Raw genomic sequence first — 26221 nt, forward strand, 5'->3', positions numbered from 1 at the left:
GCAAAAGCCTTGAGCGGAGTATAAATCTTACGCTATAACAGCGGTTATAGAATGGGCTCTTTTGGTATCTAACTGGAGGTAGACGCGGTGAATGGACGCCTATGTTATTCTCTTTCTGGATGATTGGTGTGCTTCTTTTCAAGTGATACAGAAGGTGATACGGAAAGGGGGGTGTCCATGACATTTGGTTATCTTTTAAGAGATGCAGGATTGGCTAAGCCACGGGTGCTCGTCGTTGGACAAGGCGGGAACGCTACCGGTTACGCCCGGGTTCTGGAGAGCCTGGCTGGTTACCTGAAGGATGATTTTGATCTGGTCTACTTTGCCATCAGTGACTATGGTGATGTGTCACGTGACACCACATGGAAGCTGGAAATCAATCAGATGCTGGGTGACAAATACGGTTGCTTGCAATTGCCGGGGCTATTACGTAAATATCGGCCTGATCTGGTGCTGATGTGCGATGATCTTGGTTTTTATGAACTGCATGAAGAAGCACTTCGGCATTATGAGGGAATCACGGTTGTATACTGTCCGATCGATACCCCGGTGGATTCGTCCCGATTGAGGGCATTGAGTTATGCCGATGTAGTAGTCACTTACACACATTTTGGATTCAATATGGTATCTCAGGCCTTTGAACAAGAGAGGAGTCGGGGCGTACATGTCGGAAGCCCGCGGATGTACATTCTTCCTCATGGGTGGAGACATCGCAGTTCTACCCTTTGACGTCCCAGCCGCTTCAGAAGCAAGGACTGACAAGAGAAAGACGTCATGCACGGATGTTCATGTTTCCAGATCGACCGGAGCTGCAGGACGCATTCATTGTACTGAATGCCAATCGTAACGGACAGCGAAAAAGGGTGGATATTACCCTTGAGGCTTTTGCCGAGTTTGCTCATGGCAAGCCGGATGTCTATCTCTATTTGCACATGGGGATGCGCGATTGCGGTGTTGACGTGCTCAAACTGGCGAGCGAGTACGGCATTATGGACCGACTATTGACAACAACCCGTGACAGGCAAAGGCCGCGTACGAACGAAATCGATCTGAACCTTATATACAACTCAGCTGATGTGGGGCTAAACACCAGCAGTGGCGAAGGATGGGGACTCGTGGCTTTTGAACATGCGGCCACCGGGGCAGCCCAGGTGGTGCCGGATCACAGTGCCTGCGGAGAATTGTGGCGAGCGGAAGGAATCTGTATTCCTTCCAAGCCAGAGACAGGAAACATGCCCGTGGTGTCTGCCAAGACAACTGCCCAAGTTCTGGAGGAATTGTATACCTCCCCTGTTTATCTGGAAGACCGCTCCTGGCAGGCCTATCAATACGCAACTTCTCTGGAATGGAGGTGGCAGGAAATCGCAAAGCGCTGGAAAGAACTGTTTCACCAAGAATTGCAGAGATTGGAGGAAAAAACGCATTGAAGCTATCCCTTTTGACATGGAATATGCAAGGAAAGGACTCCAAGGACCCGGATAAAATGGGCAATAAAATGAGCGCGCTGAAGAATTGGTTATTTTCCGGAGCTGTCGAAAATCCGGTCATTTGTCTCCAGGAGTGCGGCAAGCTTGATGAGTTCAAACAATTGAGACCCATTAGTCCCAAATCCTCCGTATCCGCCGGAGATATCCGTTTTAGTTCAAGGCAGGTAATGTTTGTGGTCTACTACGAGGCGGAGGTCGATAACAATCGGACCAATCTGGCCATTGTGACCCGAGCGGATCTGGCAACCGGGAATGTGGAATCCATCCTCCCACCACCGCGTCAAACTGGACTTCGTTCTGTTGTTGGTATGGAGATAGCCCATTCTGGAGGGTTGTATATCTACTCCCAGCATGCTCCATCCTCAAATCCCAAGTTTGCTTCGAGGTATACCCGACTTATGCTGCCCAAAATTAGAAAGTCACAATGGATCTATGCCGGAGATTTCAACTGCGAGCCTTCCGAGCTGGATCAGGGAAAAGGGGACTGGCAGCAAGACTGGATCGTTACGGCGGGTTCGGAGCAAACCCAGATCAGCGGTGGCAAGCTGGATTATGTAGTCAGCCGAAATATGCTGTCCTCCATTCCAGGTAACGGAATTCGCTGGATCAGAGAAATTCCCGGCAAAGCCGACAATTTTGTATCGGATCACTATGTTCAATATTTTGAAGTTACGCTGAAATAAGAGCGTGAACGAATCATTTGAATACAGAGGAGGATTATCCACATGGGAAAATTGAAAACACAGAACAGACTCCGATAATGTCACAAGCTAACGCACTTGCCCAGGGAATGAATATTTACGGTACACGTGACGTATCCTCGTTTATCAAATTGCTGGTTTCTCCGGCCAAGGCCGCGGTCAAGACGGTTACCTTTCTGGAAAAGACTATGAGGTTCCCGAATATGTGAACCTGATTCAGGATACGGAAACCTATGATGAAGGCGGAGCGTTCCGAACACGTGAAGAAGTACAGAACAGTCTGGCTGCTCATGTAGGCATACAGGGAAGTTATGGTGCGTTCAGCGGGGAAATGGCTCTTGATTACTCGGGTGAATTCAACAAGAACAGCCAGTATGCCTACGCTTACCGAAATTTTTACGCTGAAGCGGCTACGCTGCAATTCCAGTATGACGCCCGTTTTTTATCCGATGAATTTAACGAACGACTGAACGAATTGCCGTATGAGCTGTCGGATGAAAATTTGGACGTCTTCAGCAGCTTCTTCAATGACTTTGGCATGTATTTTACCAATAAAATCGTACTTGGCGGTTCACTGCAATTTTACACCGCTGTAAGTGTGGAAGGCCTATCCAATGTGCAGGAAATCTCCGCCATGATGAAGGCACAGTACGAGGCACTGTTCAGCAGTGGCAGTCTGGATGCCGGAGTCAAGAACAGCAGTGCGTGGAAGCAGTACGCGTCACACAGCAGCACAACGGTTCGTGCCCATGGAGGCAATCCCTCGGAGGTGTCCGATTTGACACTGATCAATCCGTTGGAACCCGGGGAGAACACAGTAAATCTATTCCGTAAGTGGGTGGACAGCGTCTCATCCGAGCCCGCTATTATTGATTTTACGCTTGAAGGGATCTGGCAGATTTGCGGGAAGAAGCGGCAAGCTGTGCAGGCCGCATGGGAAAAGTACGCAAGAAGTATGCACCCGCACCTAGCTATTGGGACGCGCAGCCGTGGAATCACTTGGCCGATTGAAGATAAGGCCATCGTACCCAATATCTACATCGGATCTGTTCCCTACGAGCCCTCCTCCGGGCAACCGGACGGTCCAGCCGGATATCAAGTCGTTATTTTGGACAGTAGCAATCTGAGCCATGTACTGCTCGACCGCTATTATACGGTTCCCAAAGAGCAAGGGTGGAACAGGACCTACCATGTGTTGTTTGATCAGATGAAGCGGGACATTCAGGGCAAGCTGGATACGGCCGGCAATATCCTGATTATCAGTTCTTTTGGCATTGACAGCGGCATGTCTCCCACGCCTGATATTGTTGGCATGTTACGCAGTGCCGGAGCGGGTGAACAACTCAATTATTGGCTGAAGGAACACCAGGAGAGCCAGGGACCGGGTAACTCATGGGTATTGTATCCGTCGAATTACATGCTGGTTGGCATTTTTGGCAATGGTCCAGGTACGGGCATCGAATTTTATGATTATAATACGCTTGAAACGGCCCAGCTTAATGTATATTTGTATCGGGAGATCTACAGCGGCAACTATACTTTGGGACTTGGGGAAATGTAACTGCAGGGATTGACGGCTTTTTAGCCAGAATTGTCTGAAACCTGAGCTTATTCTTAGATGTTCATTACAATCAAAAAACCAACCCAGCTAACAGGCTGAGTTGGTTTTTTCGATTTCTAGCGATGCACGCCATTTCCTCAATATATAGAGCTGTTAAAGTTAAGGCAGCATACTTACATATTTACCGTAGACATAAGCTGCGCGGCCATCCAGTTTCACTTTTACCCAACCATACTTGTCTGTACTGATCACCTCAAGGACAGTGCCTTTTGGTACGGCAGTAACCACTTTGGCTTTGGATGAAGCGCTGGAGCGTACGTTCAGGTAGGCAGCAGTAACCTTGGCTTGTTTGCCTTTTGCGACTGCACCCGGTTTACTTTTGCTTGGTGATGTCGATGGTTTGCCGGGTTTCGATGTGTCTGGTGTCGGTTTTGGTACCGTTGGTGTCGTTGGTTTCTCAGGTGTAGTCTCTTCCTCACCGCTGCCAGCGACCGCTTTGCGAGCCTTATTCAGCTCTTGATAGAACTCACCCTTTGTTTTCACGCCAGAGAATTTCGCGATACTTACGTTCGCTTTGGCGGCAAGAGCAGTCATTTCTTCTTCAGTCACCGCATCCAAAATGTTAATGGACGCAATGTTGGTATACTTGCCATCTTCCGTTGTCGGAACAGACATGATGCCATCATTAATCAACTCTACAATATCTGCACGAGCAGGTGCAGTCAGGTCTACGCCAGTGATTTTCCAGTTGTGCTGGATTTTCGGCTCGTAGACGCCTTTCATAACATCTTTCAAGTAAGCAATGGACAGATTACGGATCGTACCTTGAATCTCGCCAAATGCGGAAGCATCCTTGGAGGACCACAACTGCTTGAACTTACGGCCTTCCAATGCGCCACCCTTGGCAATCAGTGCTTCCATCCGGTAGGCATTCATACCGAGCTTGAGCGTATCGTCTTCTTTGACCACTGTGCCATTGCTGTATTTGAGGTTCGTAATCCGACTGCCGTAAGGCTTGGTCAGGTCGATCTCATACGTCACTCCACCGAAGAAGTCGTCGGTACTGTATTTGGAAGCGCGCCGTTTCGGATCAAAGCTGATCGTCACATCGCCAGGGCGTGTGGAGTTAAAATAACCCGCAGACCATTCCATGTAGTCCTTCAAATCATGTCCGGTCACTTCATATACCGTTACTTCTCCAAAGGCATATTGATAGTTGAATGCAATGTCCTTCTTTTTGATCGGTCCGACATCCAGCTTGGCTTTATCGTTATCGATCTGGTGAGCAACAACGTCAGCATCGCTATAATGCAGCATAACTTCGGTGAAGAAGTCGGAGAGAGGTGTCTCCTGGATCTGCACCGCAGGAATGCCTTTGATCTCATCCGCTGGCACCAGGTTGGTTCCTCTCAGTTCAGCCACTTCAATGTTGGCATCGGCACGAGCGAACTCGTGGAACGGATGCAGTGTATCTTCCAGTCCGGGATCGGACACTTCATAGGAGCCGTCGGCTGCTTTTACAGCGAGTGCTTGAGCTTCCTTGCTTTTCAGTACAACTTTATCGCCTTCTTTGGCAAACGTCAGATCGATTCGCGAAATGTGTGAACCGTATTTGTTCGGCTCGGAGATCAGTACGCCGTTAACCGTTTGTGATTCAATCAGCGTATGCATATGTCCGGCAAAAATGGCAGCCAGCTCGGGGTTGGCGTTGGCGATATCGGTCACCCCGGTGCCCGGGTTTCCGTTCTCGTTGTCCAGTCCCATATGCATGAGTCCAACCATGACATCCACTTTGCCTTTCAGCTCGGCGATGGCCTTCTTGGTCTCTTCCACCGGATCTTTGACTATGATACCGTCCAGGTGATCCGTACCTTTCTCGAACTCGGTAATCATAGGTGTGTTCATTCCGATGACACCAACTTTGATACCGTCTTTCTCAATAATCGTATAGGCTGGCATGTAGCGGTCGCCGTTTTCTTTGAAAATGTTACCTACCAAGGGTTGTCCCTTGAACTGTGAGGAAATCTTCTCTAATACGTCCAGTCCAAAGTTAAATTCATGATTTCCCATGACCCATGCATCATATTTCATCTCGTTCATTGCGACCATCATGGGAGATTGCGGTTGATCGTTAAACAGTTCAGCCGAGTTGTCCTGAATCATGTCGCCTGCATCCAGCAGGATTGTATTCGGATTCTCAGCACGTACTTTTTTCACGATCGTATACAACTGCGTCATGCTGCCCGTCGGATTCGGCCCGTCCAGAGCGTAGTCCCATGGCATAAATCGGCCATGAATGTCCGATGTGCCGAGCAACGTAATCTTGGTTTCCTTGGCTGCTTCGGCAGCTTGAACCGGAGTGGCAGCGAAGGGTGCAAAGAGGATGGAGGCACATAAAAGGAACGATAAGGGCCACCCGGCATAACGTTTCGGTGAAAATTTGCGCATGTTGTAATCTCCCTTGTTATCTAGTGTTATGTAAAGATATGTGTCATTGAATTTAATACTAGATAAACATTTGGTAAATGTAAACCACAAAATGACAAATATAAGAGACTGCTCTTAATCATTCCATGGAAACACCACAAGGAACGATCGGAGCAGTCCCTACACGTTTCTCTATATGTTTAAACTTCTTCCTCAGCAGCACCCAAATCATATTTATTTGTATATGAAGCTTGGCACTTCAGTATGAAAATGTTACTGATGAAGAAGGGTTTTCTCGTTATGGAGGAGAGATAGCGCTCTGCTCCAGACCAACAGTGCCCTTAACTTTTATACCGTCTCAATTGAACTACGACTACGGGAGGTGAAAAATTTTATTTTGACAACGATGGATACCAAAGCAAGCAAACCAAAGATGATTCCACTCCAGATGACCTGATGGATTCCGAGTTGGGCAATGAACCAGCCGCCAATGGAGGTACCAAGGGTAATTCCCAGATTAGAGAAAGAGACAAAGAGGCTATTTCCGAATTCCGGTGCTTCCTGAGATTCCGTCGTAAGCCAGGTTTGGCTGACAATCAGACCACCGGAGTGAATCGCACCCCAGACGAACACCATGATAATCATAGGAATGAAATAGGAGCCTGCATAGTAAACGAGTAAATAGGCGGCCATGTATAATACCGGGAAGAGGAGAACGGTTCTCGGAATATTTCGATGCAGGAGCTGTCCGAATACCAAATTTCCGGCGATCATAATAACACCAAAAGCCAAGAGCATCGCACTAATCCATGAACCGCCCATACGGGTGACTTGCCCAAGGTATTCGGCGAAATAACTGTATACGGAGAACATCGCTGCAAAAATAAAAATGACAGCGGCAATATTTAGCCACAGCGCAGGTTTACGCAAAATGCCGATCTGTTTGCCATAAGACATCTTCTCCTGCACAGGCATGGATGGAAGCCAAATCCATATACCGATGAAAGCAATGATACTGACAACCGCTCCGAACCAAAACGCAGCTTCTAGCGAGAATCGATCGGCAAGATAGGAAGTTAGGGGCACGCCAAACGCAAAGCCGGCAGTGATTCCGGTAAACACTTTGGCAACCGCCTGACTGCTTTTTTCCGGTGGTACCAGCTTGGCACCCGTGACCAGAGCGACGGAGAAGAAGACCGGATGAAAAATGGCCGGGATAATCCGAAAGATTAACATCATGTCGAAGCGGGTTGTGTAGGCATATACTACATTCGAAATGGCGAACAACAGCACAGCAATTAACAAAATGGTTTTACGATTGATACCAGATACGAGTAAAGTCAGAAAAGGGCCAGACACGGCAACGACTAGCGCGAAAATACTTACCAGCCATCCAGCTTGTGCAGCGGTGATATTGAATTTCTGAGTGATCAAGGGCAGCACTCCAATAATGCCTACTTCTGTAGTGATGATGGCGAATACACCCAATGCGAGAATGAGGATGAGCAGCGGATTAACCTGTTGTGATTTCATGTTAAAGTGTATACCTCCAAATTCATTTATATATATAGATAAATAGATATATTGAACTAAAAAAATACCTCCTTGCCTCTTATAAAATTTTGGCCGATATAATAAGTTCTCAGAATTACATTATATCTATATTTATAGATTTGTAAATATAATAAAGTGTAACGTCTTTGTTTAGGTTATTATGCTAGTACCCAATATCTATACTTTCTTAGGGACAAGCTATACTTTCTACATGGATAATTACAAATATATCCAGTAAAATGATGAATGTAAACGCTTACTAGATTGTCAACTATTAAAAACTAAAGGAGGAAGATCATGTTCAAGTCCAAATGGTTTAAGACCGTGGGTGCGTTAGCGTTAGTGGGTGTGCTTGCCACATCAGTAGCCGTCGGAAGTGTAAGTGCAGGTTTGGCGAAAGGTAGCAAGTTTCTGGGGAATATTATTGCAAGCAGTGTTCCCTCGAATTTTAGTCCATATTGGAATCAGGTGACGCCGGAGAATTCAACCAAATGGGATGCAGTGGAAGGCACGCGCAATAACATGAACTGGTCTCAGGCCGACATGGCGTATAACTATGCGGTTAACAATGGATTTCCATTCAAATTTCATACCCTTGTATGGGGAAGTCAGCAGCCATCGTGGATTAACAGCCTCTCCGCCGCCGATCAGAAAGCTGAAGTAACACAGTGGATTCAGGCGGCTGGCCAGCGTTATTCCAAAGCGGCTTTTGTCGATGTGGTTAATGAACCGCTGCATGCCAAGCCTTCCTATCGCAATGCCATCGGAGGGGATGGAGCAACAGGCTGGGATTGGGTGATTTGGTCTTTCCAACAAGCGAGACAAGCTTTTCCGAATTCCAAGCTACTGCTGAACGAATATGGTATTATCGGTGACCCGAACGCGGCGGATCAATATGTACAGATTGTTAATATTTTGAAGAGCAGAGGGCTGATTGACGGCATCGGTATTCAGGCCCATCACTTTAATATGGATAACGTCTCCGTAAGCACGATGAACACCGTGCTGAACAAGCTGGCTGCAACAGGTCTGCCGATCTATGTATCCGAACTGGACATAACGGGAGACGATAACACGCAGTTACAACGCTATCAGCAGAAGTTCCCTGTGCTGTGGCAGCATTCTGCGGTCAAAGGTGTGACACTGTGGGGTTACAATCAGGGTCAAACCTGGGTTAACGGTTCCCATCTGGTGAATAACAATGGTACAGAGCGTCCAGCAATGCAATGGCTAAGAAATTATCTTGCCAATAATCCTTAAGTTCTCATAATCATGCTCTGACGTTATCAGCTGCATCCATGAATAGCGCCTGTTCCGCAGTCAAACCGCAGAGCAAGGCGCTATTTCTGTTCATATCTTCTTTCTAGCCTTCCGAGATAACAATACTATTGAAGGAGTCAGCCTCCAACTCAAACTTAAGTGTCTGCCCCTCGTATGACAAATACAGGCCACGAGGATCCTTGAACGGATTGTTAATGACGATCACGAGACTGTTGTCAGGATTGCGGAATGCCACCGATTTGCCACTCCAGGCTCCAGACAGACCCACTCTTCGTGCACCAGGAACAATATGATGGGCAAAATGCTTCATCACATAATACTCGGGATTTCGAATGGCCTCACTCGTATCCGGGTCTACTGTAATCATCGAGTTTTGCTCCCAACCCCACGTGCTTCGGCCTTTTGGCTCCAAAACCATGTTCCAGTAGATATATGCATTCACTCCATTGATGAAATAGTGCTGGTACAGGTTGAATACATACTTGGCGTAGTTCCACGAGTTGTTGCCATCGCCGCATTCATTCTCGGTCTGCATGTATCGAAGCTCCGGATAGCTTGCCGCTGTGCGTTGAATGGCATTTTTGCCTGCCCACTGATAACCTACTCCCTTGATATAGGCGTACGCTTTGGGATCACTAAGCACCAGTCCGGCGTATTCGTCAAAATCATTTGTTTTTTTCTTGATCAATTCCTCCATGGGTCAGGCGCGTTGATCGTCCCAGCCAGATTTCCGTGTCCAGACCATGCCGGTCAAAAGCAGGGCCCAGATAATCGGCGATAAACTCACGCAGCTGCTCGCCAGTCCACATGCAGGAAGGAAATTTCTGATCCGCGATGACTTCGTTCTGCACATGAACCTGATGGATGGTGATGCCTGCCTCACGGTAAGCCTGTACGAATTTGACGAAATACAGTGCATACGCCTCCAATATCTCCTTCTCCCAGCGCAGCGTACCGTAGTTATAGGCTTTCGGCGATTTCATCCAGGTTGGCGGACTCCAAGGAGAGGCGAAGAATTGCAGATTTGGATTATAGGTCAGGGCCTCTTTGATGTATGGAATTAGGTATTTGAAGTCACGTTCAATCGAAAAATGTTCCATGGCCACGTCGCCGTCCACCTCATTGTGGCTGTACCATTGTTCTGCATAATCACTCGCGCCGATTGGCAGGCGGCAGATGTTGAATTTATGTTCGCCTTCCGGGTGAAAGAGGGAATGAAAGACTTCATGTCGCTGCTCCTCATTCAAGTGGGACAGGGCCATATAACCAAGCTCATTGAAGCAGCCGCCAAATCCTTCTACAAGCTGATGCTGTTCACCTGTGAGCTTTAGATTAGCGCTTTCATTTGTGATTGTATAAGAAATCTCTTTCCACGAAAGATTGGGTGTAGTGGAATAGCCATGTAACGTCAGAGACATTGGAATTTCCTCCTCGCTTGAACCTCAGGTATGTTGTACAGTACAGTCAGTATATCAAGTCCCTCCCCAAAAGCAGATACGCTGAACCGTGTAAAATTTGCCCTAATCCAAGGTGGTGTAATTCATGATCATCCCTGAACCATACCGTTCCTATCTGTCTCCCGAGAGCCGGTGGTTGCCTGCGACGGATTGGAATGTCAAGCTGTTTGGTGCTCACATGCAGAAGGTGAACCAAGGCTGGCATGTGCCGCAGGAATCCCATTTGGCCTTTGAATTAATTCTGATTCTGGAAGGCGCACAAACGACAATACTGGAGAATATCCGTTATGACCTTCATCAAGGAGATATATTACTTATCCCACCCGGATGCAAGCATACCAATGAATGCAATCAGGAGAAGGGTCTCACCTACTTTATTGCCCATTTCAATGTGGACGAGGCTTTGTTTCGGCAAGGGATGAGTCGACAAGTTCAGCTGTTGTTCCCGAATGGCAGCGAGGATAATCAGCGAATGACGGAAGTGATGATGAAATGGGTGAACCTTCTTCAGCAAAAAGAAGACTATACAACGGCAGATCTGTTCCGCATGCAGGCTGGTTTGCTGGAGATTCTGGCGATCTTGGCAGAGCAAAGCTCCTCCCGTTCTCAAGAATCCGTATCGCCTACTGTGGCGCACTATGCAACCCTGATTGCCGAGGCAATCAAAAGCCGCTTCAATGCCGGTAACATTCAGCGGGAAGGGCTGGGGATAAGGAGATTCGTATTGAAGAGATCGCTGCTTCACTGCAAATCAGCCCTGGATATGCACTGGAGACATTTCAGAAAGTATATGGCATCTCCCCGCGCAAATATTTGTCCGAGCTGAAGCTCCACGAGGCCAAGCAGCTGATCCATCAACCTGATTTGAACCTTACCCGGGTTGCCGCCATGCTCGGATATTCCAGTCTTGCGCACTTTAGCCGGCAATTCAGAAGATGGACTGGCATGAGTCCCAGTGAATACAGACAGACGATGGGCAGCATCCGTTTTTTTTGAATAAACCGAATTCCCGCGTGCCCACATCCAATTTAATGCGCACCAAAAATCCCCGCTGACGATTCAGACGGGGACTTCGTTGTGCATGCAAGAAGCTGCATGGATGTCATATGAATGGATTGTGCATTGAGATAAGTAGAGATAAGTGCGTGGTGCTTGATTATACTTTTGTTAATTAAGGTTGTTGTACACTCTCATCCTGTGCTTTGTTTTCAAAGATCAGGATCGTTTTGCTGCTTCCGATATACCCAACCGTCGTATGGAATTGCTCCGAAATAAATCGTACCGGGACAAACGCCTTGCCATCTCTCATCAACAGAGGCGCGTCGTTTACCGCAAGAGTATCATCTATACTCACCTGTTTGTTGCCCACCGTCCACTTCAGCACCGTGTCATTTTGCGCAATCTGAACCTCCTGTGTATCCGGATTCCAGTTCACGCTGGCATTCAATTGCTCCGAGACAAAGCGAAGCGGCACATAGGTCCGTCCATCCTCGATAAAAGGCGCAGCCTCCAGCGCGTAAGCCTGATCACCCACATAGGCGGTTGTAGACCCTTCAACCAGTCGCTGGAATCTGCCTTGCGGGGTGCGCTTCTGCTCCCGTACGTTCATTTGATTTAGAAGGCGCATCGTGTTGCTGCCGCTTGCGACGTCCAGGTAGTTGTTTTGCACCGTTAGTCCGGCAGGTTCCGGCTCCGAGACCGAAGTCTGAGTACCCGAGGACAAGGAGGTGGAGGTCGAGATATCCGTTATGGTATTAGCAGAGCTGTTTCTTGTAAAAGTAAATCCGGCAATGGGTGTCAGATCCCACACCCGGTTGTTGGACAGCTTCAGCACTTCCAGCTTGGACAGCTGCCGTAACGGCTCCAGGTCATAGATCTGATTGGACTCCGCATTCAGTTCTTTGAGCCCTGTCAGGCTCTCCAGGGGCGCCAGATGCTGAACCTGATTCCCGGAGAAGTCCAGTGTCCGCAGACGTGTCATATGCTCCAGTGGCATCAGATCGGAAATCTCGTTGCCTGCCACATTCAGCTTCTGAAGTGTATTCGGCAGATCAGCCAGTACATCCAGTGTCTGAATATGGTTATTGGCCACATTGAGCTGTTTAAGCTTTCTTTTATCAGCCAGTGGTGTCAGGTCCGTGATCGCATTGTTCGAGATTTCGAGCCATTGAAGATCATCTGCATCAGCCAGTGCGGAGAGACTGGTAATCTGGTTACCGCTGGCGTGAAACGTATGTAGTCGATTGAATCCACGTACAACCTCTATAGAAGAAATGGAATTGTTGCTGATATACAGCCGTCCCAGGTCTTTCAGATCAGCCAGTGCATCAATGGATGTAATGTAATTGTTGCGAACGTCAACCTCGCGAAGCTGAGTCAGATGCTCCAGCGGTGTTAAATCGTCAATCTCATTGCCATATAACCGGAGGTGAGTCAGATTCGTGGCGTATTGCAGACCGGCCAGGCTTTGAATGCCTGCATTGCTCAGATCCACAACGTTCAGCTGCTCCAGATCGGATGAGGTTAGAGGGGAATCTACCGGTTTGTTCAAGATCAGCTTCAGTCCGTTCTCGAGTGCAGGGTCTTCGATGATTCCTTCGCCCAAGTCTGCAGTAGTATAGGCCATCGCCTGCCCAGCCGCCCCGAGACTAAGGATGAATACTAGAAATAGTAGAGTCATTCTTCTCATTGCATGAATTCCCTCCGATTCCGATTTAAAGGATAGGTAAGTGTATTGTTCTTATGTACTTTGAGTACTCATTTATGTCGATGAACTATTATAGTTACGATATGGACAGATAGAATAGATATACACATCTATGTTATTAACCAGTCATTAGGCAAAAGGAACATGAAATTCATGACAGGCAGCACATCTACTTCTATTCTATATGATACCAGCCCCATACTGTACTCTTCCGGTCATCTTTTTCAAAAAAAATTGTACAACTCCCCCAGATCGTATTCAACTCCATGGCAGATAGGGTATAGATGAAGTAAAGAATGCCATTTGGAGGAGAAGATGCAGGTATGCGCCAAGCCATGATCATTAGCAATCCATCGTCCGGTAAAGAAGAAGCTAAGCAGTATGTGTCCCAAGTCAAAGAAATTCTTGAATCACAGCAGTATGAAGTGGTGATTAATGAAACGGCCGGGGAGGGCGATGCGACCAACTACTGCCTGAGTGCCTGCCAAGACGGCAGTGATCTCGTCATTTCCATCGGAGGAGATGGGACGCTGCATGAGACGATTAACGGCATGATGGAGCAGGAACATCGTCCCAGACTGGGTGTGGTGCCGCTGGGTACGGTGAATGATTTTGCGCGTGCGCTGAATATCTCCCTTGACCCGGAAGAAGCCATTCGGCAGTTACGATCGGAGCAGGTTCATAGGGTAGACCTCGGTAAAATTAATGATCGTCTGTTTGCCAACGTGGTGGCAGCCGGTTCATTGGCAGAAGCGCTGTTCTCGGTATCGTCGGAAGAAAAGTCGAAGCTGGGTTCATTCGCTTATTTGAAAGAAGGGTTGAAAGACCTGATGAACACACCCGCCAAGCAGCTAACCATTGAGTATGACGGGCAGTTTTGGGAGGGGGAATCTCCTCTTTTTCTCGCGGCGCTGACGAATTCGGTTGGAGGTTTTGAGAAATTGTCCCCTGATGCAGCGGTAGATGATGGGTTAATTCATTGTTTTGTGATCCGTAGCATGAACGTCTTCAATACAGTTACACTCGGAACGTCCCTGCTGTTTGGCAATCTGAAGAACCATAAGGATGTTGACTATTTTACGGCAAAAGAAGTTCATGTCCGTTCCACGGATGCCATCCGCACGAATGTAGATGGAGAGGAAGGGCCTTCCCTGCCCATTCGAATCCGTGTATTGCCTCAGCATATTGAAGTGATCGTCCCGGAAGAAGTGTAAGCGGATGAATGATGCAGAAAAAAACCTCCATTATTCCATATAAGAATTCTAATATTCCATTGAAACCGATTGCAGTTCTGTGTCACAATCATAGACGGAAGACAAGTATATACCAGTTGGCAATGATTATGGGCATTAGAGTACGATACTATTCGAATATGGAGGGAAATCATCTTGAGAACAATTAAACTTGGCAGCAGCGCACTTGAAGTACCGGTTGTAGCCGTTGGCTGCATGCGAATTAATTCATTAAGCAGCAAAGAAGCAGAACAGTTTGTTCATTCCGCCATGGAAGCAGGCGGGAACTTCTTCGATCATGCTGATATTTATGGAAACGGAGCATGCGAGGAGATCTTTGCAGAGGCTGTGCAGATGAATCCCCAGGTTCGTGAAAATATGATTCTTCAGTCCAAATGCGGTATCCGCAAAGGCATGTTTGATTTCTCAAAAGAGCATATCTTGAATTCGGTGGATGGCATTCTGCAACGCTTGAAAACCGAGTATCTGGATGTTCTGTTGCTGCATCGCCCGGATACATTGGTTGAACCGGAAGAAGTGGCTGAAGCCTTTGACCAGTTGGAGCGCGAAGGCAAAGTGCGTCACTTCGGGGTATCCAACCAGAATCCGAACCAGATCGAACTGTTGAAAAAATACGTTAAACAGCCACTGGTAGCGAACCAGTTGCAGTTGAGTATTACCAACACCACGATGATTGACAGTGGAATCAACGTGAATATGGAGAATGATGCCGCGGTTAACCGTGATGGCGGTATTCTTGATTATTGCCGCCTGCACGATATTACAATTCAACCATGGTCCCCGTTCCAATACGGATTCTTCGAAGGCGTATTCCTGGGAAGCGACAAGTTCCCGGAACTGAATGCGAAGATCGACGAGATTGCTGCAAAATATGAAGTGAGCAACACGACCATGGCGATTGCCTGGTTGCTGCGTCACCCTGCTCATATGCAACCAGTGACAGGCACAACGAACATCCAGCGTTTGCAAGATTGTATCAAAGCTAGCGATGTTCACCTTACGCGCCAGGAGTGGTATGAAATCTATCGTGCAGCTGGCAATGTGCTGCCTTAAACCAAGAGTAATATATAGCAGATCGTTCTGCTATAATGCATGTAAAACACGAGCGCATATGCTGCTCGTGTTTTTATTTTATCCTTTATTTGATGCTTGTCCGTTCCCGGTATAAAATAAGGATAGGGCCTTTATTTTAACAAAAGGATTTTTTTGTAATTAATACAAATTAGTTGAATTTATCTTATTGACCCTTGCTTAATTATTACATATAATTACTTTTGCATACCGTTAATCCTGTTTATGGTTTTTTATTTTGGAGGGTGGTGTTAGTTTGGAGCCGACAACCACGATACGCGATCACTTAGAAAGTTATCTGAAGCGTGAGCAGATGTCCATTAGTCTTTTTTCGGAAACGTCAGGAATTAACTCCGGTACGCTGAGCAATATTTTGAACAAGAATCGTCCGATTGCGATGCAGCAGCTGGATCGAATCACTTCAGCTATGAGACTTGAAGAAGGTTACTTCTATGAATTGTACATAGATGAGTGTTTTGTCCATGCTGCCCCTGACTGGCGAAGACTGGGACCATTCCTTCATCGATGTGCTGAGTTGAATAAATTGAACTGTATTGAAGAGGTTATCCGCTTGATGATGGATAATCTATCTTATATTCCTTTGCTATTTGATCTGGCTGAAGAATTCTACCATGCCGGTAATTTCGAACCGGCCGTTCTACTATATGAAACGATAGCCGAAAGTGAGAAAATGCAACACTCCGAACGGCTTGCACTATGTCAGTATCGACTCTTCAGGCTGGGACTGACCAATGATCAGCAACGAAATCTGATCATCGCGGCTCAATTCGAATACTATGTTGACCGGCTTGATGAACGTTATCAGCTGGATGCGCTCAACGAATTGATTAATGCCTTTGCATCTCTTCACAGGTGGAGCAAAGTGCAAGAGCTTTCTGAAAAGCTAAAAGTAAAAGCAACCATTCATTATGAGTTGAATGGAAGAAGGAAACAGGAAGAGACGAAACGACCGATTATCTTTTATATTATGTATGCCTATTTGGCATCTGGAAGTGCTAACTTCCATCTAAACAACTATGAAATTGCACTGAAATACGTTTCTTTATATACGGACTATAGTTGGGTGAGAGAGCCTGATTCGGATGAAATGGTTGTAATTAATCAATTTCAGGAATGGGCTGAGGGAAACCGCTATATATATCAATTAATGGCTGGTCAGTTTGAGGTATTGCCTGACTATCTCGATTATATCTCAACAAAAGAAAATGAGATTTTCCCGGCACTTTGTGATATTGTGACTGCTGCAAATCGCTATGATATGAATATTGATTATGTACTGAAGCAATACGAAACCTACTTCACCTACCAAGAACAAAGCAACCGAATAGGGAAAGTCAGCAAGCAGGTTACGGATGATCGATATGTTCGTCTGTTGGCAGGATTAGGGACCTATTACCTTAAAAAAGATGAATTTGCCAAGGGGTTAGATTTTGTTCTTGATAGTTTAAGGTTTTCTCTTGAAATTAGTGATGGACGCGGTATGCTTAGAGGTGTCGGGCTATTCGAGCAATATAGGGATTATGCGTCTGACACAGCCATACAGCAGTACAAAATCTTGATTAGTGAGGTGCAGAAACTCAATGAAGAGAAAGCTGGCTTTGCTGATAGTTACATGTAGTATAGTGGTGAACATTGTTGCTCCTGTTATTGGACCTGTCCCCACTGAGGAAGTTCCGAACCCTTCAATTTACCGAACTAATGACCACGGTTTAGGGACATAAGCCTAAGCCAAGGGACGCTTCTGAATATTCATTCAGAGGCGTCTTTTTTGCGTCTGGTGGAAGAATAAGTATGTCGTACCCCTTGCGGCCTATCGATTGGCATAATAAACTAAAATATGACAAAAAGGAGGGGTACTATGGATTGCCTGGAGTTAATGTCACAGATCGAAGAAGCCAGACAACAGCTTCACCGCTTGCAGTCGGAATACGGCAGTCTGCTTCATCCTGAAGTCATCCAGCAATCTGTAGTTTTGGACGGTCTTATTAATCAATACAATCGAGCCAAAATGAAAAAGTTGATCAATTAGGGGTTCGCCTATTTACATATTGGTTTCCGTGCACTATAGTTAGTCACATGAGTAACTAACCGACTAACTAATTAACGATAGATGAAAGTTGGAATCGCATGAAATCGAATTTGGATGAATCTCAGCCCATTTTTCATCAGATATCCATGATGATTATGGATGACATTGTAGACGGCAGATTGAGGGTGGAGGAACAGGTCCCTTCAACCAATGAGCTCTCTCGCTTTTACAATATTAATCCAGCCACGGCACGCAAAGGGCTTCAAACGCTCGTGGACAAAGGTATCATTTATAAACAGCGGGGTGTTGGCATGTTTGTTGCGAAGGGAGCCCGGGAAGCGCTGCTTGTTGAGCGAAAACAGCATTTCTACGAAGAATATATCAAGCCTTTACTTGAAGAGGCCAGACGGATTCACATGAATGAGGACATGATTATTGATTTGATCCGAGGTAAGAAGGATAAGGAGAGTGAGTTATGATTCAGATCGAGCAGGTAACCTACAGCTATCAAGAGACGCCCGTGCTTAACAATGTGACTTTACATGAGACTGAGCCGACCATTAGTGCAATGTGGGGAAGAAATGGTGCCGGCAAAACAACCCTGATGAGTCTGCTCGCAGGCCATAACCGACCTGATGCTGGGACCATCCAAGTGATGGGCCAAGACCCATACAACAACTTGGCTGCGCAGGAGAACCTGTGTTATATCCAGGAGAATCATCCCTTGGGTAGAAATTGGACGATCAACGACATGGTTCGATTCGGTCAATACTTCCATCCTCAGTGGGATCAGACCTTTGCAGAGCGATTAATTGATATGTTCGAATTACCCGTGAAGAAGAAGATCACCAAATTCTCAAAAGGCATGAAGACCGCTGCCCAGATGATATTGGGTCTTGCCAGTAATGCAAGGGTAACGATTCTTGATGAGCCCACCAATGGACTTGATGCTGAGAAACGTAAATACTTCTACAATGCTTTACTGGAGACTTATGAAGATAACCCGCGTCTAATTCTAATATCAAGCCATCATATTGAGGAGATTCAGCCTTTATGTGAGTCCCTCATCGTTCTACAAGCGGGAAAAGTGTTGCTTAATCAGCCCATGGAAGAGATGCGTGAAAAAGGAGTTCTTCTAACAGGGGGAATGGATGATATTAAACATGTCACAGCTGACGTGGAGGTTATAGAATCTTCCCAGATGGGATCGACCATGAGAGTGATGATTGATGAGCCGTACTCCAAAGTGTGGAAGGACATTGCTCATGAACAAGGGCTTTCCATTGAGAAGGCGACACTACAAGATTATTTGATTAACAGGACCCGTAATCAAGAGGGGGTTAAGCGATGAACGCAGCGAAAGGTACGAATCGGCTGATTCTGGATGATATGCGCTGGTATTTAATGATTTTCTCTTCAATTACACTCATGCTTACAGTCGTCTATTTAGCTATTGGATTCATATTTGATGTGTCGTATACGACGCAATTATTTGGTCCAATGTATGGAGGGATCTGTACTTTTGCGATTGCGGGAATCCTTACTTTGTTTCCGGTTGCGATAGGTATGGGCAGTACACGAATTCAGTTCATGAAATCCTTCTATAACATTTCGGTATGGATGGTCGTAGGAACAATTACGATACTGAATGTCATCTATTTCATCATGCATCTTCTCCATGAATATGGAACGCTTGGCGTAACCTTTTATCAACCAGGCATGCTGTATTCAAGTGAGTATCATTTTTTTTCCTATCTATGGCTTGATCTGATGATTGGTTTCCTGGTGTTGGGATTATCCATCTTTTCAACTGTCTGTTGGATTCGATTGGGGATGCGTAATTTTTTCGTCCTGTTCTTTGGGGTTAGCTTAATCGTCACGCTGGTAATTGTTCTATCAGATCTGAGCGTCTGGTTCCAGTGGTTTACGAATGTCAATCTCATCGCATTGTTCACTGCTCTGGGGGTCATTGGAGGTGCTTTGCTTCTGAGCACATACCCCATGATGAAGAATGCGCCGCTTACAATGAAAGGCAGAAAAGATGGATAAGAGACGCTTTTGATGAAGGAGATATCCAGGCTAACTATCCATTGAAATCAAAGAAACACGAGTGAGTAAACACGCCTCGTGTTTTTTTGTATAAGTTAAGCTTGAGCTTGTGGTTTAAATCCTTCGTCTTTGAGATACTCGCCAGCCTCGCTACGAGATTCAAAAGCCATATCCAGATTAAGACCGGAATACACATACCACATGTCATCTTCATATTTTAAGGTAAGTGTATGTCCATCTTCATCGACCCATGTTCCGCCACCAACAGAGGTTGTAGCCAATGTAGGAGCAGCTTTTACTTGTTCTGGTTCTTTGGATTCTGCTGCGTTGGGATTGTAAGACATCGCTTTGATCGTTTCATCTAACAATGTGCGTAGATCTGCTTCGGAGTAATCCCGAATATTGACGAATCCTTTATCATCGGTCTCATAGTTGGGCAGTAGCCCTGCATAGATATAACCGTTACCGTTAGGATGAATATGGAAAGCGACAATCTTTTTATCATACGCGCTATCTTCGTAGTGAAAATTAACACGACCGAGAGAAACATCTTTGCGTTGCAGTTGGGGATACGATTGTAGCACTTCAAGCTTTTGTTCAACGTTAAGCATATTTTCCTCCTGTTAGTGTTGGGTAGTGGTGATTATAACATAGTTCCTGATAGAATACTTTGCCCCAGTTCTTTCAGGTGTTCCATCGCTTGCAGATAAGGATAAGGACCATAGCTTACGCGTGCCACACCCAGCACGCCAAGTTGTTTTGGGGAAGGCTCATGTGATATAACCATCACGTTGACCGGAAGCGACGAACGCTCACATAATTCCTGAATCAGTTGTTGATTCTGTAAGCCCGGAACGAACAGGCCACTGGCCCCTGCTTCTGCATAAGCCTTGGAACGAATAAGCGCTTCTTCAAGGAGAGCATGATTGTGTCGTTCAGGTGCATTTTGCAAAAAGATATCTGTGCGGGCGTTAATGAACAGTGGAATGCCCGCCTGCTCCGCTGCCTCCCGGGCGGCAGATAGTCTTAGACATTGCTCCTCCACATCGTAAAGTCCTGAGCCATCCGGAAGTTGATCTTCGATATTGATTCCTATCGCACCGTGATGGATCACGTGGCTCACATTTTCCTTCACTGCTGACGCATACCTGCCATACCCTCCCTCAATATCGAGCGTTACAGGCAGTTCGACGCTCTTGGTGATCCGCGCCAGATCGGCGAGTACCAGTTGGAAGGGCATTGATTCTCCATCTGGTTCACCATGCGCGGCAGCTACAGACCAGCTTCCGGTAGCAATTGCTGTGGCGCCGGTGGACTGGATGGCTTGTGCGCTTCCGGCATCCCACGCATTGACCAGCACCAAGGGATTGCCTTTCACATGGGCTTGGTGGAATATCGCTGCTTTTTCTTGTAGGGTATTCATATGGTTTCGCTCCTCGTTATATTGCTGTAAGCCGCTTCATAATACTTGCGTCCGTTCTTTCTTGCATCTTGGGCACTGGGTGCTCAAATCTCTTGCTTCTCATGAGTTAAAAGCCAGTTTTTGCGCGTCAGCCCACCGCCGTATCCGCCGAGTTCACCACTGGCATTAATTACACGGTGACATGGAATAACGATAGCCAGCTGATTGGCTCCGTTAGCCTGTGCTACCGCTCGACATGCTGTAGGTTTACCCAGTGCATTCGCGATATCCTGATATGACCTCGTCTCTCCCGCCGGAATTGCAATCAATTGCTCCCATACACTCTTTTGGAATGGTGTTCCTAACCAGAACAACGGGGTGAGGAATACATTTAATGTGCCTTCAAAATACTGCGCAAGTTCCCGTTCAATGGAACGAATCGGCTCTGTTATTCCGGGTACAATGGCTGACTTGGTGCGTTTGCGCAATCGTTCTACTTCACGCTCCAGACCTCTGCGGTCTACAAATTCAAGCAGATATAATGCGTTCTCATCGGCTACAGCCATCATGGGTCCTAGACGTGTGTCGATCCAGGACGCCTTCAATACATGCTCTTCATCCACTTGTGTAGGCGCTGCACCCATGATTCGCGAGAAGGCATCCCGGAACCCGCTGCCGGATTCGTAACCGGTGGACAGCTGGGCATCAATGACCGTACGACCGGAGCGAATATTTTTCAGGGCCAGCCCCATGCGACGGGCGCGGGCATACTCGACAAAGGTCATGCCAAATCGCTTCTTGAACTGACGTCTGGCCGTGGATTCGTCGATGGATAATGCCTTGAAGTCCTGACCTTTCCAGCGTTTCTCCGGATGGTTCTCTACGGCTTCCACCAATATGCGTACCACATCCGACACCTGATTGGGGTGGGATAACGGGCGGCAGCGCTGGCAAGGGCGATATGAAGCAAGCAATGCCTGCTGCGCCGTCTCATAGAATTCACAGTTTTCGAACTTCGGCTTTCGTGCAGGACACGTAGGGCGACAGAATACACCCGTGGTCTTGACCCCGACATAGAATAATCCTTCGTATTCCGAATCCTTGGCAACCAGAGCCTGATAGTATAGTTCTTTCAGTTCAGCAGAAATCATTGGGCGCACGTCCTTACTTCAGTAGAGTTAACCTTACGGATATTATAAAAAACGATGCACAGGGCATCGCCGAAAATCAGGCATGAATATTTTTATTTCAGTATGCAGCATGCTCATTTGAATGATGTTTTCTTTTGATTTGTCCGTCCACTCCAGTTTACCAAAAAGATCCCCAGGAATATGCATAATCCACCGATATATACGTACTTCTGAATGACTTCGCCCAGAAGCAGCCAGCCGGATAAGACACCGAAGAATGGCGCGAGAAAAAGAAATGCACTTGTCTTGCCCGGATCGCCCTTGCTTAACAGGTAATACCACGTAGCGAACTGCACCATGGAACCGAGGATTGCCAGATACAGAATCACCCCTATGGACGTGGCATTCAGGATGAGTGTTGTTGATTCCATGGTGAAACTGAGCAATAACAGCGTCACCCCGCCGAATAACATCTGATATGCCGTTAACACCCAGGTGCTGAAGCGTGATCCCCATTGTTTGACCAAGAGGGTAGCGATGGCCCAGGACAAGGCGGAGCCTATACCCAGCAGCGTTCCTTCCGAGAATTGAAGATGGAATCCTAGCGTGATGAAGACCCCCGTTATTCCGATTAGTACCCCAAGCCACTGATATGCCCGATATCGTAGACCCACAAAGACACTTCCGAGAAGAACTACCAATAGCGGATTCGTAAACGTGAGAATGGATGTCTGCCCCGAAGGGATGGTGCGCATGCTCAGGAAAATACAGGCCATCACGCCAGTCGTCTGGAACAGACCGATGACGAATAACCGGAGCCAGTCAGGCACAGTGGTCGGAAGATTTTTATTTCGCACCCATAGCGCCATTAGTCCTCCAGCCAGAGTAAATCGAATGCCGACCAGCAGAATGGGAGAAAGATAAGCTAGCCCAATTTTGCCCACAGCAAAGGATGAACCCATAAGCGAGGTGGCGAGTATAACGAGCATCATAAAAGCAAAACGATTCAACTTTTTTTCCTCCCCGAATATAGCGTATTTTTTGACCCTTTCAGGGTATCACGCCAACGTTTCAGGGTTCATCGAAGTGTAATAACGAATAGGATTTATAACTCATTTACATAATATGGAGCTTAATGTGAGACGATATGGTGTAGTAATTACTATAGAAGGTGCTGATTGGAAAGTTCTCTTGGGATGAATGCATCGTGCTTGTTACTTTAGATAAATGGAGGGAGTTCCAATGATGAATATCAATAAAAATAAATCTATACTCTGGGTGTCTGCTCTGTGTATTCTGCTGCTGACCAGCGCATGTGGGGCCAAAAATAACAATGAATCCGTACAGGAACACGCCTATCCGCAATCGAAGCAGCCCATAGAAGATGCGGGAAAGAGTTCCGTTCCTAATATGGAGGCGAAGAATAACAACGGTCAAGCGAACGAAAGTGGGAATGAGGGCAAACCTACGGCCCAATCGGAATCCTCTGCTGATGCGGAAGGACAGATCATGATCGTGATTGACCAGACGGACAAGCCGTCCGAAGGCAACAGCTTTGATTTTGCGATCAAACAAATTCCTGAGGGTTACGCTTTAACCGAGATGCGTTGGACGTCCAACACGGTAACGATTGTGAATTCTTATAAGGAAGCAATCGAACATGGCGCGAACGGGAAAGAAGGATTTTACATCAGTGGTGACGGGCAATTCTCCGGATTTATTTATTCGGATGAGATGAAGGGTGAACGCGGCAAAGCGACGTTTGTCTTTACCAATGATGAGGGGAAGGAAGTCACCTCGGAGAAGGAAATTAAATTAAAATAATTCAGACGGATTATTGCTGTGTGCCACTTCTTCTTCTTCTTCTGTTGATCAAATGGAGAATGGAACAGGCGCATCGTGCGTGCGTCTTCAATTCAGCCCTGAAGATAAAAAGCAGCCTTCATGGCTGCTTTTTAGTGATTCCGTAATGTCATACCACATACTGGTCGATCGTGCGGCGTTCAACTTTGTGTCTTAGCGGGTACTCCTCCTACATAAAGTCGAAGAAATAACGTACCACATGGAACATAACCGGAGAGGTGTACGTCAGGCTGTCGACTCGGCTCAGGTAGCTTTTTTTCAGCGCATCGAACTTGTTGTCATCCCCAATTAACAGATCCCGTTTCAGAACAGAAACCGTCAGACTCCCGAAGAACCCGGCCAGAGCGATTAACACACCGATGAACAGCGCGAAACGTGCATCAAACGGGGTCAGGTAGGGATGAATGTAATAAGAGGCAGCGGTGGTGACAACGAATGCACAGGCGAACCCTTCCCATGTCAAAAAAGGATTGGCGGTCGGCACGACTTTGCGTTTGCCCAGATAGAGCGAGGCCAGATAATGCACGACATCATTCAACTGGGTTAATACGACCAGGAACAGGACCAGCTTGGCACCATATTCCGGTGTTGCAAATGGAAAGTAGGCCAGATGACTAAGTCCAAATACCATCAGCATTAAGCCCCACTGCGTCGAGCTGACACTGCGCAGGAAACCGACCGTGCCTTTATTTATCAGACGTGGCAGGGGTAGCACCAGAAAGACATACAGTGGTATAAACACGATAAACATCCCATACCAGCCGATATAAATCCAGTAAAACTGCACCGGAATCGCCAGATACGCCCATAGAAACAGCCTGCGGTCTGCTTTGCGGGTGCTGCGGATCATGGAGAAGTATTCCTTAAGCGCGAAAAAGGTAAGTACCATGAGGGAAATCAGGGAGACAACCGGATTGAAGAGAGTGGCGAGACAGAAGATGACAAGCATGCCCCACCAGGTTTTGATTTTGTTGCCAATGCCCGAATAATCCTTGTCCGGCTGAAGCTTCGTAATGATTTTATATACGATATGTATGACCAGTAAGGCGATGAAAATCAGTGTTAAAGTAAAGAGCGAACTGCTCATGTACAGACCACCTGCTTATCTAGAAGTGAGATTCCAATATAGGGTACCTATGTTATTATGAAGGAATAGTGCGAACTTGATAAGGGGAAATTTCGTTATGACAGCTGAACGCTCGATCTACATCCTGCTTACGAACACAGGAACATTGTTTACTAAGGTTATTCAGAGTTACACCAGAGCGCCATACAATCATGCCTCCATCTCATTTGACCGGGAACTATCCGAGCTGTACAGCTTCGGTCGCAAGCATCCGAGTAATCCGCTGAACGGTGGGTTCGTGAAGGAAGATATTCAGACAGGTACATACAGTAAATATCCAAATACCACATGTGTCATTTATGAGCTTCAGGTGACGGAGCGTGAAGTGGAAAAAATGAAGCGGGTGCTGCATATCTTCATCCGCAGCCGCCAGAAATATATGTACAATCTGCTTGGTGTGATTGGCATTACATTGAAGGAGCCGGTGGAGTTCAGCAACTCCTACTTTTGCTCACAATTTGTTGCCGAGATTCTGCAACGCTCAGGTATTAAGCTGTGGAACAAGCTGCCTGCGCTGGTGACCCCGGATGATTTTCGTCAAAGTGAACAGCTACAGCTGGTGTATGAAGGGAAGTTAAGTGCGTATAAGCCAGGAATTGAAGGGCAGAAGAAGAGTAAAAGGGAGAGGTGCCTGAGACCTCTCTTGACCCTAGTTTGGGTTTCAAGAAATAAAACTATAAAGCAGCCTGCTGCCACGGATTCCGGGTTAGAGGCTGTTCTTTTTGTGTATTGTTAGATCGATGGTGTGGATGAACGGTCAAAATTAACCTCTTCAAGAAATTCGATTACTTCACCATTCGGACTATGCATAACGGCATTTCGAACCTGCAGCAGAGGCTCACCAAGCGAGATCCAATCGGGTTGAACATAAGGCTTGGCACTGTGAGCAAGCGCTCGCTCGTATGTCTCATCCACATTGTTCACGTAGAAGGCAAACTGCTGCAAAGCGCCATACTTCGCCTCTTCGGGAGAGTCCGCCCGTTCGCCTCGGCGTTTACGGCTCCGGGGCAAATAGTTCAGTGCAGGTTCGCTGATCCGGTGAGATCAGCATGCATGCCCCTTGTTCCGGTTATTGTGGTCTAATGAATCTGAAACACGTTAT

At 46.8% G+C, this 26221-nt stretch carries 25 protein-coding genes and 2 pseudogenes; 17 read left to right on the forward strand and 10 right to left on the reverse strand.

From position 1 onward, the window contains the following. Window positions 1–177 precede the first annotated feature (177 nt). From ACTWJ7_RS02895 to ACTWJ7_RS02915, 5 genes are all read left to right on the forward strand, one after another. Window positions 178–729 carry a hypothetical protein gene (locus ACTWJ7_RS02895; protein ID WP_443145109.1) on the forward strand — a complete coding sequence of 184 codons (552 nt, stop codon included), beginning with the start codon at window positions 178–180 and terminating at the stop codon, window positions 727–729. Then, window positions 726–1427 carry a hypothetical protein gene (locus ACTWJ7_RS02900; protein ID WP_443145110.1) on the forward strand — a complete coding sequence of 234 codons (702 nt, stop codon included), beginning with the start codon at window positions 726–728 and terminating at the stop codon, window positions 1425–1427. Before ACTWJ7_RS02895 ends, ACTWJ7_RS02900 begins: the two co-directional genes overlap by 4 nt. Further along, window positions 1424–2170 carry an endonuclease/exonuclease/phosphatase family protein gene (locus ACTWJ7_RS02905; protein ID WP_301880551.1) on the forward strand — a complete coding sequence of 249 codons (747 nt, stop codon included), beginning with the start codon at window positions 1424–1426 and terminating at the stop codon, window positions 2168–2170. The genes ACTWJ7_RS02900 and ACTWJ7_RS02905 overlap by 4 nt, the downstream gene beginning before the upstream one ends. A 77-nt stretch (window positions 2171–2247) precedes the next feature. Then, a complete protein-coding gene (locus tag ACTWJ7_RS02910; protein ID WP_443145111.1) occupies window positions 2248–2397 on the forward strand; it encodes a hypothetical protein in 150 nt (49 codons plus the stop codon). Continuing rightward, the gene (locus ACTWJ7_RS02915; RefSeq protein WP_443145112.1) at window positions 2394–3749 is read left to right on the forward strand and encodes an MAC/perforin domain-containing protein; all 1356 of its coding nucleotides are present in this window, start codon (window positions 2394–2396) and stop codon (window positions 3747–3749) included. The genes ACTWJ7_RS02910 and ACTWJ7_RS02915 overlap by 4 nt, the downstream gene beginning before the upstream one ends. Before the next feature lie 159 nt (window positions 3750–3908). Here the strand turns inward: ACTWJ7_RS02915 and ACTWJ7_RS02920 are convergent, their stop codons facing one another. Both ACTWJ7_RS02920 and ACTWJ7_RS02925 read right to left on the reverse strand, forming a co-directional pair. After that, complete coding sequence (locus ACTWJ7_RS02920) at window positions 3909–6197, reverse strand: 5'-nucleotidase C-terminal domain-containing protein (protein ID WP_301880549.1); 2289 nt, start codon at window positions 6195–6197, stop codon at window positions 3909–3911. 327 nt (window positions 6198–6524) lie between these two features. After that, on the reverse strand, window positions 6525–7709 hold the full coding sequence (locus tag ACTWJ7_RS02925; RefSeq protein WP_301880548.1) for an MFS transporter: 1185 nt from the start codon (window positions 7707–7709) through the stop codon (window positions 6525–6527). A gap of 318 nt (window positions 7710–8027) precedes the next feature. On the opposite strand from ACTWJ7_RS02925, the gene ACTWJ7_RS02930 reads away from it, so the two are divergent. Next, on the forward strand, window positions 8028–8990 hold the full coding sequence (locus ACTWJ7_RS02930; protein ID WP_301880547.1) for an endo-1,4-beta-xylanase: 963 nt from the start codon (window positions 8028–8030) through the stop codon (window positions 8988–8990). Window positions 8991–9093: 103 nt separating this feature from the next. Here ACTWJ7_RS02930 and ACTWJ7_RS02935 read toward each other — a convergent pair. After that, window positions 9094–10429, reverse strand: a pseudogene (locus ACTWJ7_RS02935) (glycoside hydrolase family 30 protein). Window positions 10430–10553: 124 nt separating this feature from the next. On the opposite strand from ACTWJ7_RS02935, the gene ACTWJ7_RS02940 reads away from it, so the two are divergent. Both ACTWJ7_RS02940 and ACTWJ7_RS02945 read left to right on the forward strand, forming a co-directional pair. Further along, window positions 10554–11294: an AraC family ligand binding domain-containing protein gene (locus ACTWJ7_RS02940; protein WP_443145113.1), complete on the forward strand. Its 741-nt coding sequence runs from the start codon at window positions 10554–10556 to the stop codon at window positions 11292–11294. Beyond that, complete coding sequence (locus ACTWJ7_RS02945; RefSeq protein WP_443146334.1) at window positions 11237–11464, forward strand: helix-turn-helix domain-containing protein; 228 nt, start codon at window positions 11237–11239, stop codon at window positions 11462–11464. The genes ACTWJ7_RS02940 and ACTWJ7_RS02945 overlap by 58 nt, the downstream gene beginning before the upstream one ends. Before the next feature lie 175 nt (window positions 11465–11639). Here ACTWJ7_RS02945 and ACTWJ7_RS02950 read toward each other — a convergent pair whose 3' ends face one another. Further along, entirely contained in the window at window positions 11640–13157 is a 1518-nt protein-coding gene (locus ACTWJ7_RS02950) for a leucine-rich repeat domain-containing protein (RefSeq protein WP_301880544.1), read from the reverse strand. Window positions 13158–13498: 341 nt separating this feature from the next. Between ACTWJ7_RS02950 and ACTWJ7_RS02955 the strand changes: the two genes are divergently transcribed. The 7 genes from ACTWJ7_RS02955 to ACTWJ7_RS02985 all read left to right on the forward strand — a co-directional run bounded on the left by ACTWJ7_RS02955 (window position 13499) and on the right by ACTWJ7_RS02985 (window position 19598). Then, on the forward strand, window positions 13499–14389 hold the full coding sequence (locus ACTWJ7_RS02955; protein WP_301880543.1) for a diacylglycerol/lipid kinase family protein: 891 nt from the start codon (window positions 13499–13501) through the stop codon (window positions 14387–14389). A gap of 174 nt (window positions 14390–14563) precedes the next feature. Then, window positions 14564–15481: an aldo/keto reductase gene (locus ACTWJ7_RS02960; RefSeq protein ID WP_079348232.1), complete on the forward strand. Its 918-nt coding sequence runs from the start codon at window positions 14564–14566 to the stop codon at window positions 15479–15481. A gap of 274 nt (window positions 15482–15755) precedes the next feature. After that, entirely contained in the window at window positions 15756–17138 is a 1383-nt protein-coding gene (locus tag ACTWJ7_RS02965) for a transcriptional regulator (protein ID WP_079348229.1), read from the forward strand. Between the two features lie 240 nt (window positions 17139–17378). Next, complete coding sequence (locus ACTWJ7_RS02970) at window positions 17379–17549, forward strand: aspartyl-phosphate phosphatase Spo0E family protein (RefSeq protein WP_076287270.1); 171 nt, start codon at window positions 17379–17381, stop codon at window positions 17547–17549. A gap of 98 nt (window positions 17550–17647) precedes the next feature. Continuing rightward, window positions 17648–18028 carry a GntR family transcriptional regulator gene (locus ACTWJ7_RS02975; protein WP_079348227.1) on the forward strand — a complete coding sequence of 127 codons (381 nt, stop codon included), beginning with the start codon at window positions 17648–17650 and terminating at the stop codon, window positions 18026–18028. Beyond that, complete coding sequence (locus ACTWJ7_RS02980) at window positions 18025–18900, forward strand: ATP-binding cassette domain-containing protein (RefSeq protein ID WP_301880542.1); 876 nt, start codon at window positions 18025–18027, stop codon at window positions 18898–18900. Before ACTWJ7_RS02975 ends, ACTWJ7_RS02980 begins: the two co-directional genes overlap by 4 nt. Then, a complete protein-coding gene (locus ACTWJ7_RS02985; protein WP_301880541.1) occupies window positions 18897–19598 on the forward strand; it encodes a hypothetical protein in 702 nt (233 codons plus the stop codon). The genes ACTWJ7_RS02980 and ACTWJ7_RS02985 overlap by 4 nt, the downstream gene beginning before the upstream one ends. Before the next feature lie 95 nt (window positions 19599–19693). On the opposite strand, the gene ACTWJ7_RS02990 is transcribed toward ACTWJ7_RS02985, so the two are convergent. The 4 genes from ACTWJ7_RS02990 to ACTWJ7_RS03005 form a co-directional block, all read right to left on the reverse strand. Next, on the reverse strand, window positions 19694–20209 hold the full coding sequence (locus ACTWJ7_RS02990) for a hypothetical protein (protein ID WP_285076210.1): 516 nt from the start codon (window positions 20207–20209) through the stop codon (window positions 19694–19696). A 32-nt stretch (window positions 20210–20241) separates the two neighbouring features. Further along, on the reverse strand, window positions 20242–21021 hold the full coding sequence (locus tag ACTWJ7_RS02995; RefSeq protein WP_443145114.1) for an isocitrate lyase/PEP mutase family protein: 780 nt from the start codon (window positions 21019–21021) through the stop codon (window positions 20242–20244). A gap of 83 nt (window positions 21022–21104) precedes the next feature. After that, window positions 21105–22151 (reverse strand): bifunctional transcriptional activator/DNA repair enzyme AdaA, encoded by a 1047-nt coding sequence (locus ACTWJ7_RS03000; RefSeq protein WP_301880539.1) that lies wholly within the window; start codon window positions 22149–22151, stop codon window positions 21105–21107. A 113-nt stretch (window positions 22152–22264) separates the two neighbouring features. Beyond that, the gene (locus tag ACTWJ7_RS03005) at window positions 22265–23140 is read right to left on the reverse strand and encodes a DMT family transporter (RefSeq protein ID WP_079348214.1); all 876 of its coding nucleotides are present in this window, start codon (window positions 23138–23140) and stop codon (window positions 22265–22267) included. Between the two features lie 232 nt (window positions 23141–23372). Here ACTWJ7_RS03005 and ACTWJ7_RS03010 point away from each other — a divergent pair, with 232 nt between their 5' ends. Continuing rightward, entirely contained in the window at window positions 23373–23954 is a 582-nt protein-coding gene (locus ACTWJ7_RS03010; RefSeq protein ID WP_079348212.1) for a hypothetical protein, read from the forward strand. 208 nt (window positions 23955–24162) lie between these two features. Here ACTWJ7_RS03010 and ACTWJ7_RS03015 read toward each other — a convergent pair whose 3' ends face one another. Further along, window positions 24163–25080 carry a phosphatidate cytidylyltransferase gene (locus tag ACTWJ7_RS03015; protein ID WP_079348210.1) on the reverse strand — a complete coding sequence of 306 codons (918 nt, stop codon included), beginning with the start codon at window positions 25078–25080 and terminating at the stop codon, window positions 24163–24165. A gap of 97 nt (window positions 25081–25177) precedes the next feature. Here ACTWJ7_RS03015 and ACTWJ7_RS03020 point away from each other — a divergent pair. Continuing rightward, window positions 25178–25711 (forward strand): annotated as a pseudogene (locus tag ACTWJ7_RS03020) (hypothetical protein); the annotation flags it as partial. Between the two features lie 140 nt (window positions 25712–25851). Here the strand turns inward: ACTWJ7_RS03020 and ACTWJ7_RS03025 are convergent. Then, complete coding sequence (locus ACTWJ7_RS03025) at window positions 25852–26130, reverse strand: hypothetical protein (protein ID WP_179132742.1); 279 nt, start codon at window positions 26128–26130, stop codon at window positions 25852–25854. Window positions 26131–26221 lie beyond the last annotated feature (91 nt).

This window comes from Paenibacillus sp. 1A_MP2, assembly GCF_052244825.1.
Taxonomy (GTDB): Bacteria; Bacillota; Bacilli; order Paenibacillales; family Paenibacillaceae; genus Paenibacillus; species Paenibacillus vandeheii.

Excerpts from the sequence above, each read along its gene's own strand:
- ACTWJ7_RS03015 (WP_079348210.1), bottom strand. The coding sequence starts at position 25,080 with ATGAGCAGTTCGCTCTTTACTTTAACACTGATTTTCATCGCCTTACTG.
- ACTWJ7_RS02985 (WP_301880541.1), top strand. The coding sequence starts at position 18,897 with ATGAACGCAGCGAAAGGTACGAATCGGCTGATTCTGGATGATATGCGC.
- ACTWJ7_RS03010 (WP_079348212.1), top strand. The coding sequence starts at position 23,373 with ATGATGAATATCAATAAAAATAAATCTATACTCTGGGTGTCTGCTCTG.
- ACTWJ7_RS02950 (WP_301880544.1), bottom strand. The coding sequence starts at position 13,157 with ATGAGAAGAATGACTCTACTATTTCTAGTATTCATCCTTAGTCTCGGG.
- ACTWJ7_RS02955 (WP_301880543.1), top strand. The coding sequence starts at position 13,499 with ATGCGCCAAGCCATGATCATTAGCAATCCATCGTCCGGTAAAGAAGAA.
- ACTWJ7_RS02975 (WP_079348227.1), top strand. The coding sequence starts at position 17,648 with ATGAAATCGAATTTGGATGAATCTCAGCCCATTTTTCATCAGATATCC.
- ACTWJ7_RS02980 (WP_301880542.1), top strand. The coding sequence starts at position 18,025 with ATGATTCAGATCGAGCAGGTAACCTACAGCTATCAAGAGACGCCCGTG.
- ACTWJ7_RS02910 (WP_443145111.1), top strand. The coding sequence starts at position 2,248 with ATGTCACAAGCTAACGCACTTGCCCAGGGAATGAATATTTACGGTACA.
- ACTWJ7_RS02995 (WP_443145114.1), bottom strand. The coding sequence starts at position 21,021 with ATGAATACCCTACAAGAAAAAGCAGCGATATTCCACCAAGCCCATGTG.
- ACTWJ7_RS02895 (WP_443145109.1), top strand. The coding sequence starts at position 178 with ATGACATTTGGTTATCTTTTAAGAGATGCAGGATTGGCTAAGCCACGG.
- ACTWJ7_RS02970 (WP_076287270.1), top strand. The coding sequence starts at position 17,379 with ATGGATTGCCTGGAGTTAATGTCACAGATCGAAGAAGCCAGACAACAG.
- ACTWJ7_RS02925 (WP_301880548.1), bottom strand. The coding sequence starts at position 7,709 with ATGAAATCACAACAGGTTAATCCGCTGCTCATCCTCATTCTCGCATTG.
- ACTWJ7_RS02940 (WP_443145113.1), top strand. The coding sequence starts at position 10,554 with ATGATCATCCCTGAACCATACCGTTCCTATCTGTCTCCCGAGAGCCGG.
- ACTWJ7_RS02920 (WP_301880549.1), bottom strand. The coding sequence starts at position 6,197 with ATGCGCAAATTTTCACCGAAACGTTATGCCGGGTGGCCCTTATCGTTC.
- ACTWJ7_RS02990 (WP_285076210.1), bottom strand. The coding sequence starts at position 20,209 with ATGCTTAACGTTGAACAAAAGCTTGAAGTGCTACAATCGTATCCCCAA.
- ACTWJ7_RS02930 (WP_301880547.1), top strand. The coding sequence starts at position 8,028 with ATGTTCAAGTCCAAATGGTTTAAGACCGTGGGTGCGTTAGCGTTAGTG.
- ACTWJ7_RS03000 (WP_301880539.1), bottom strand. The coding sequence starts at position 22,151 with ATGATTTCTGCTGAACTGAAAGAACTATACTATCAGGCTCTGGTTGCC.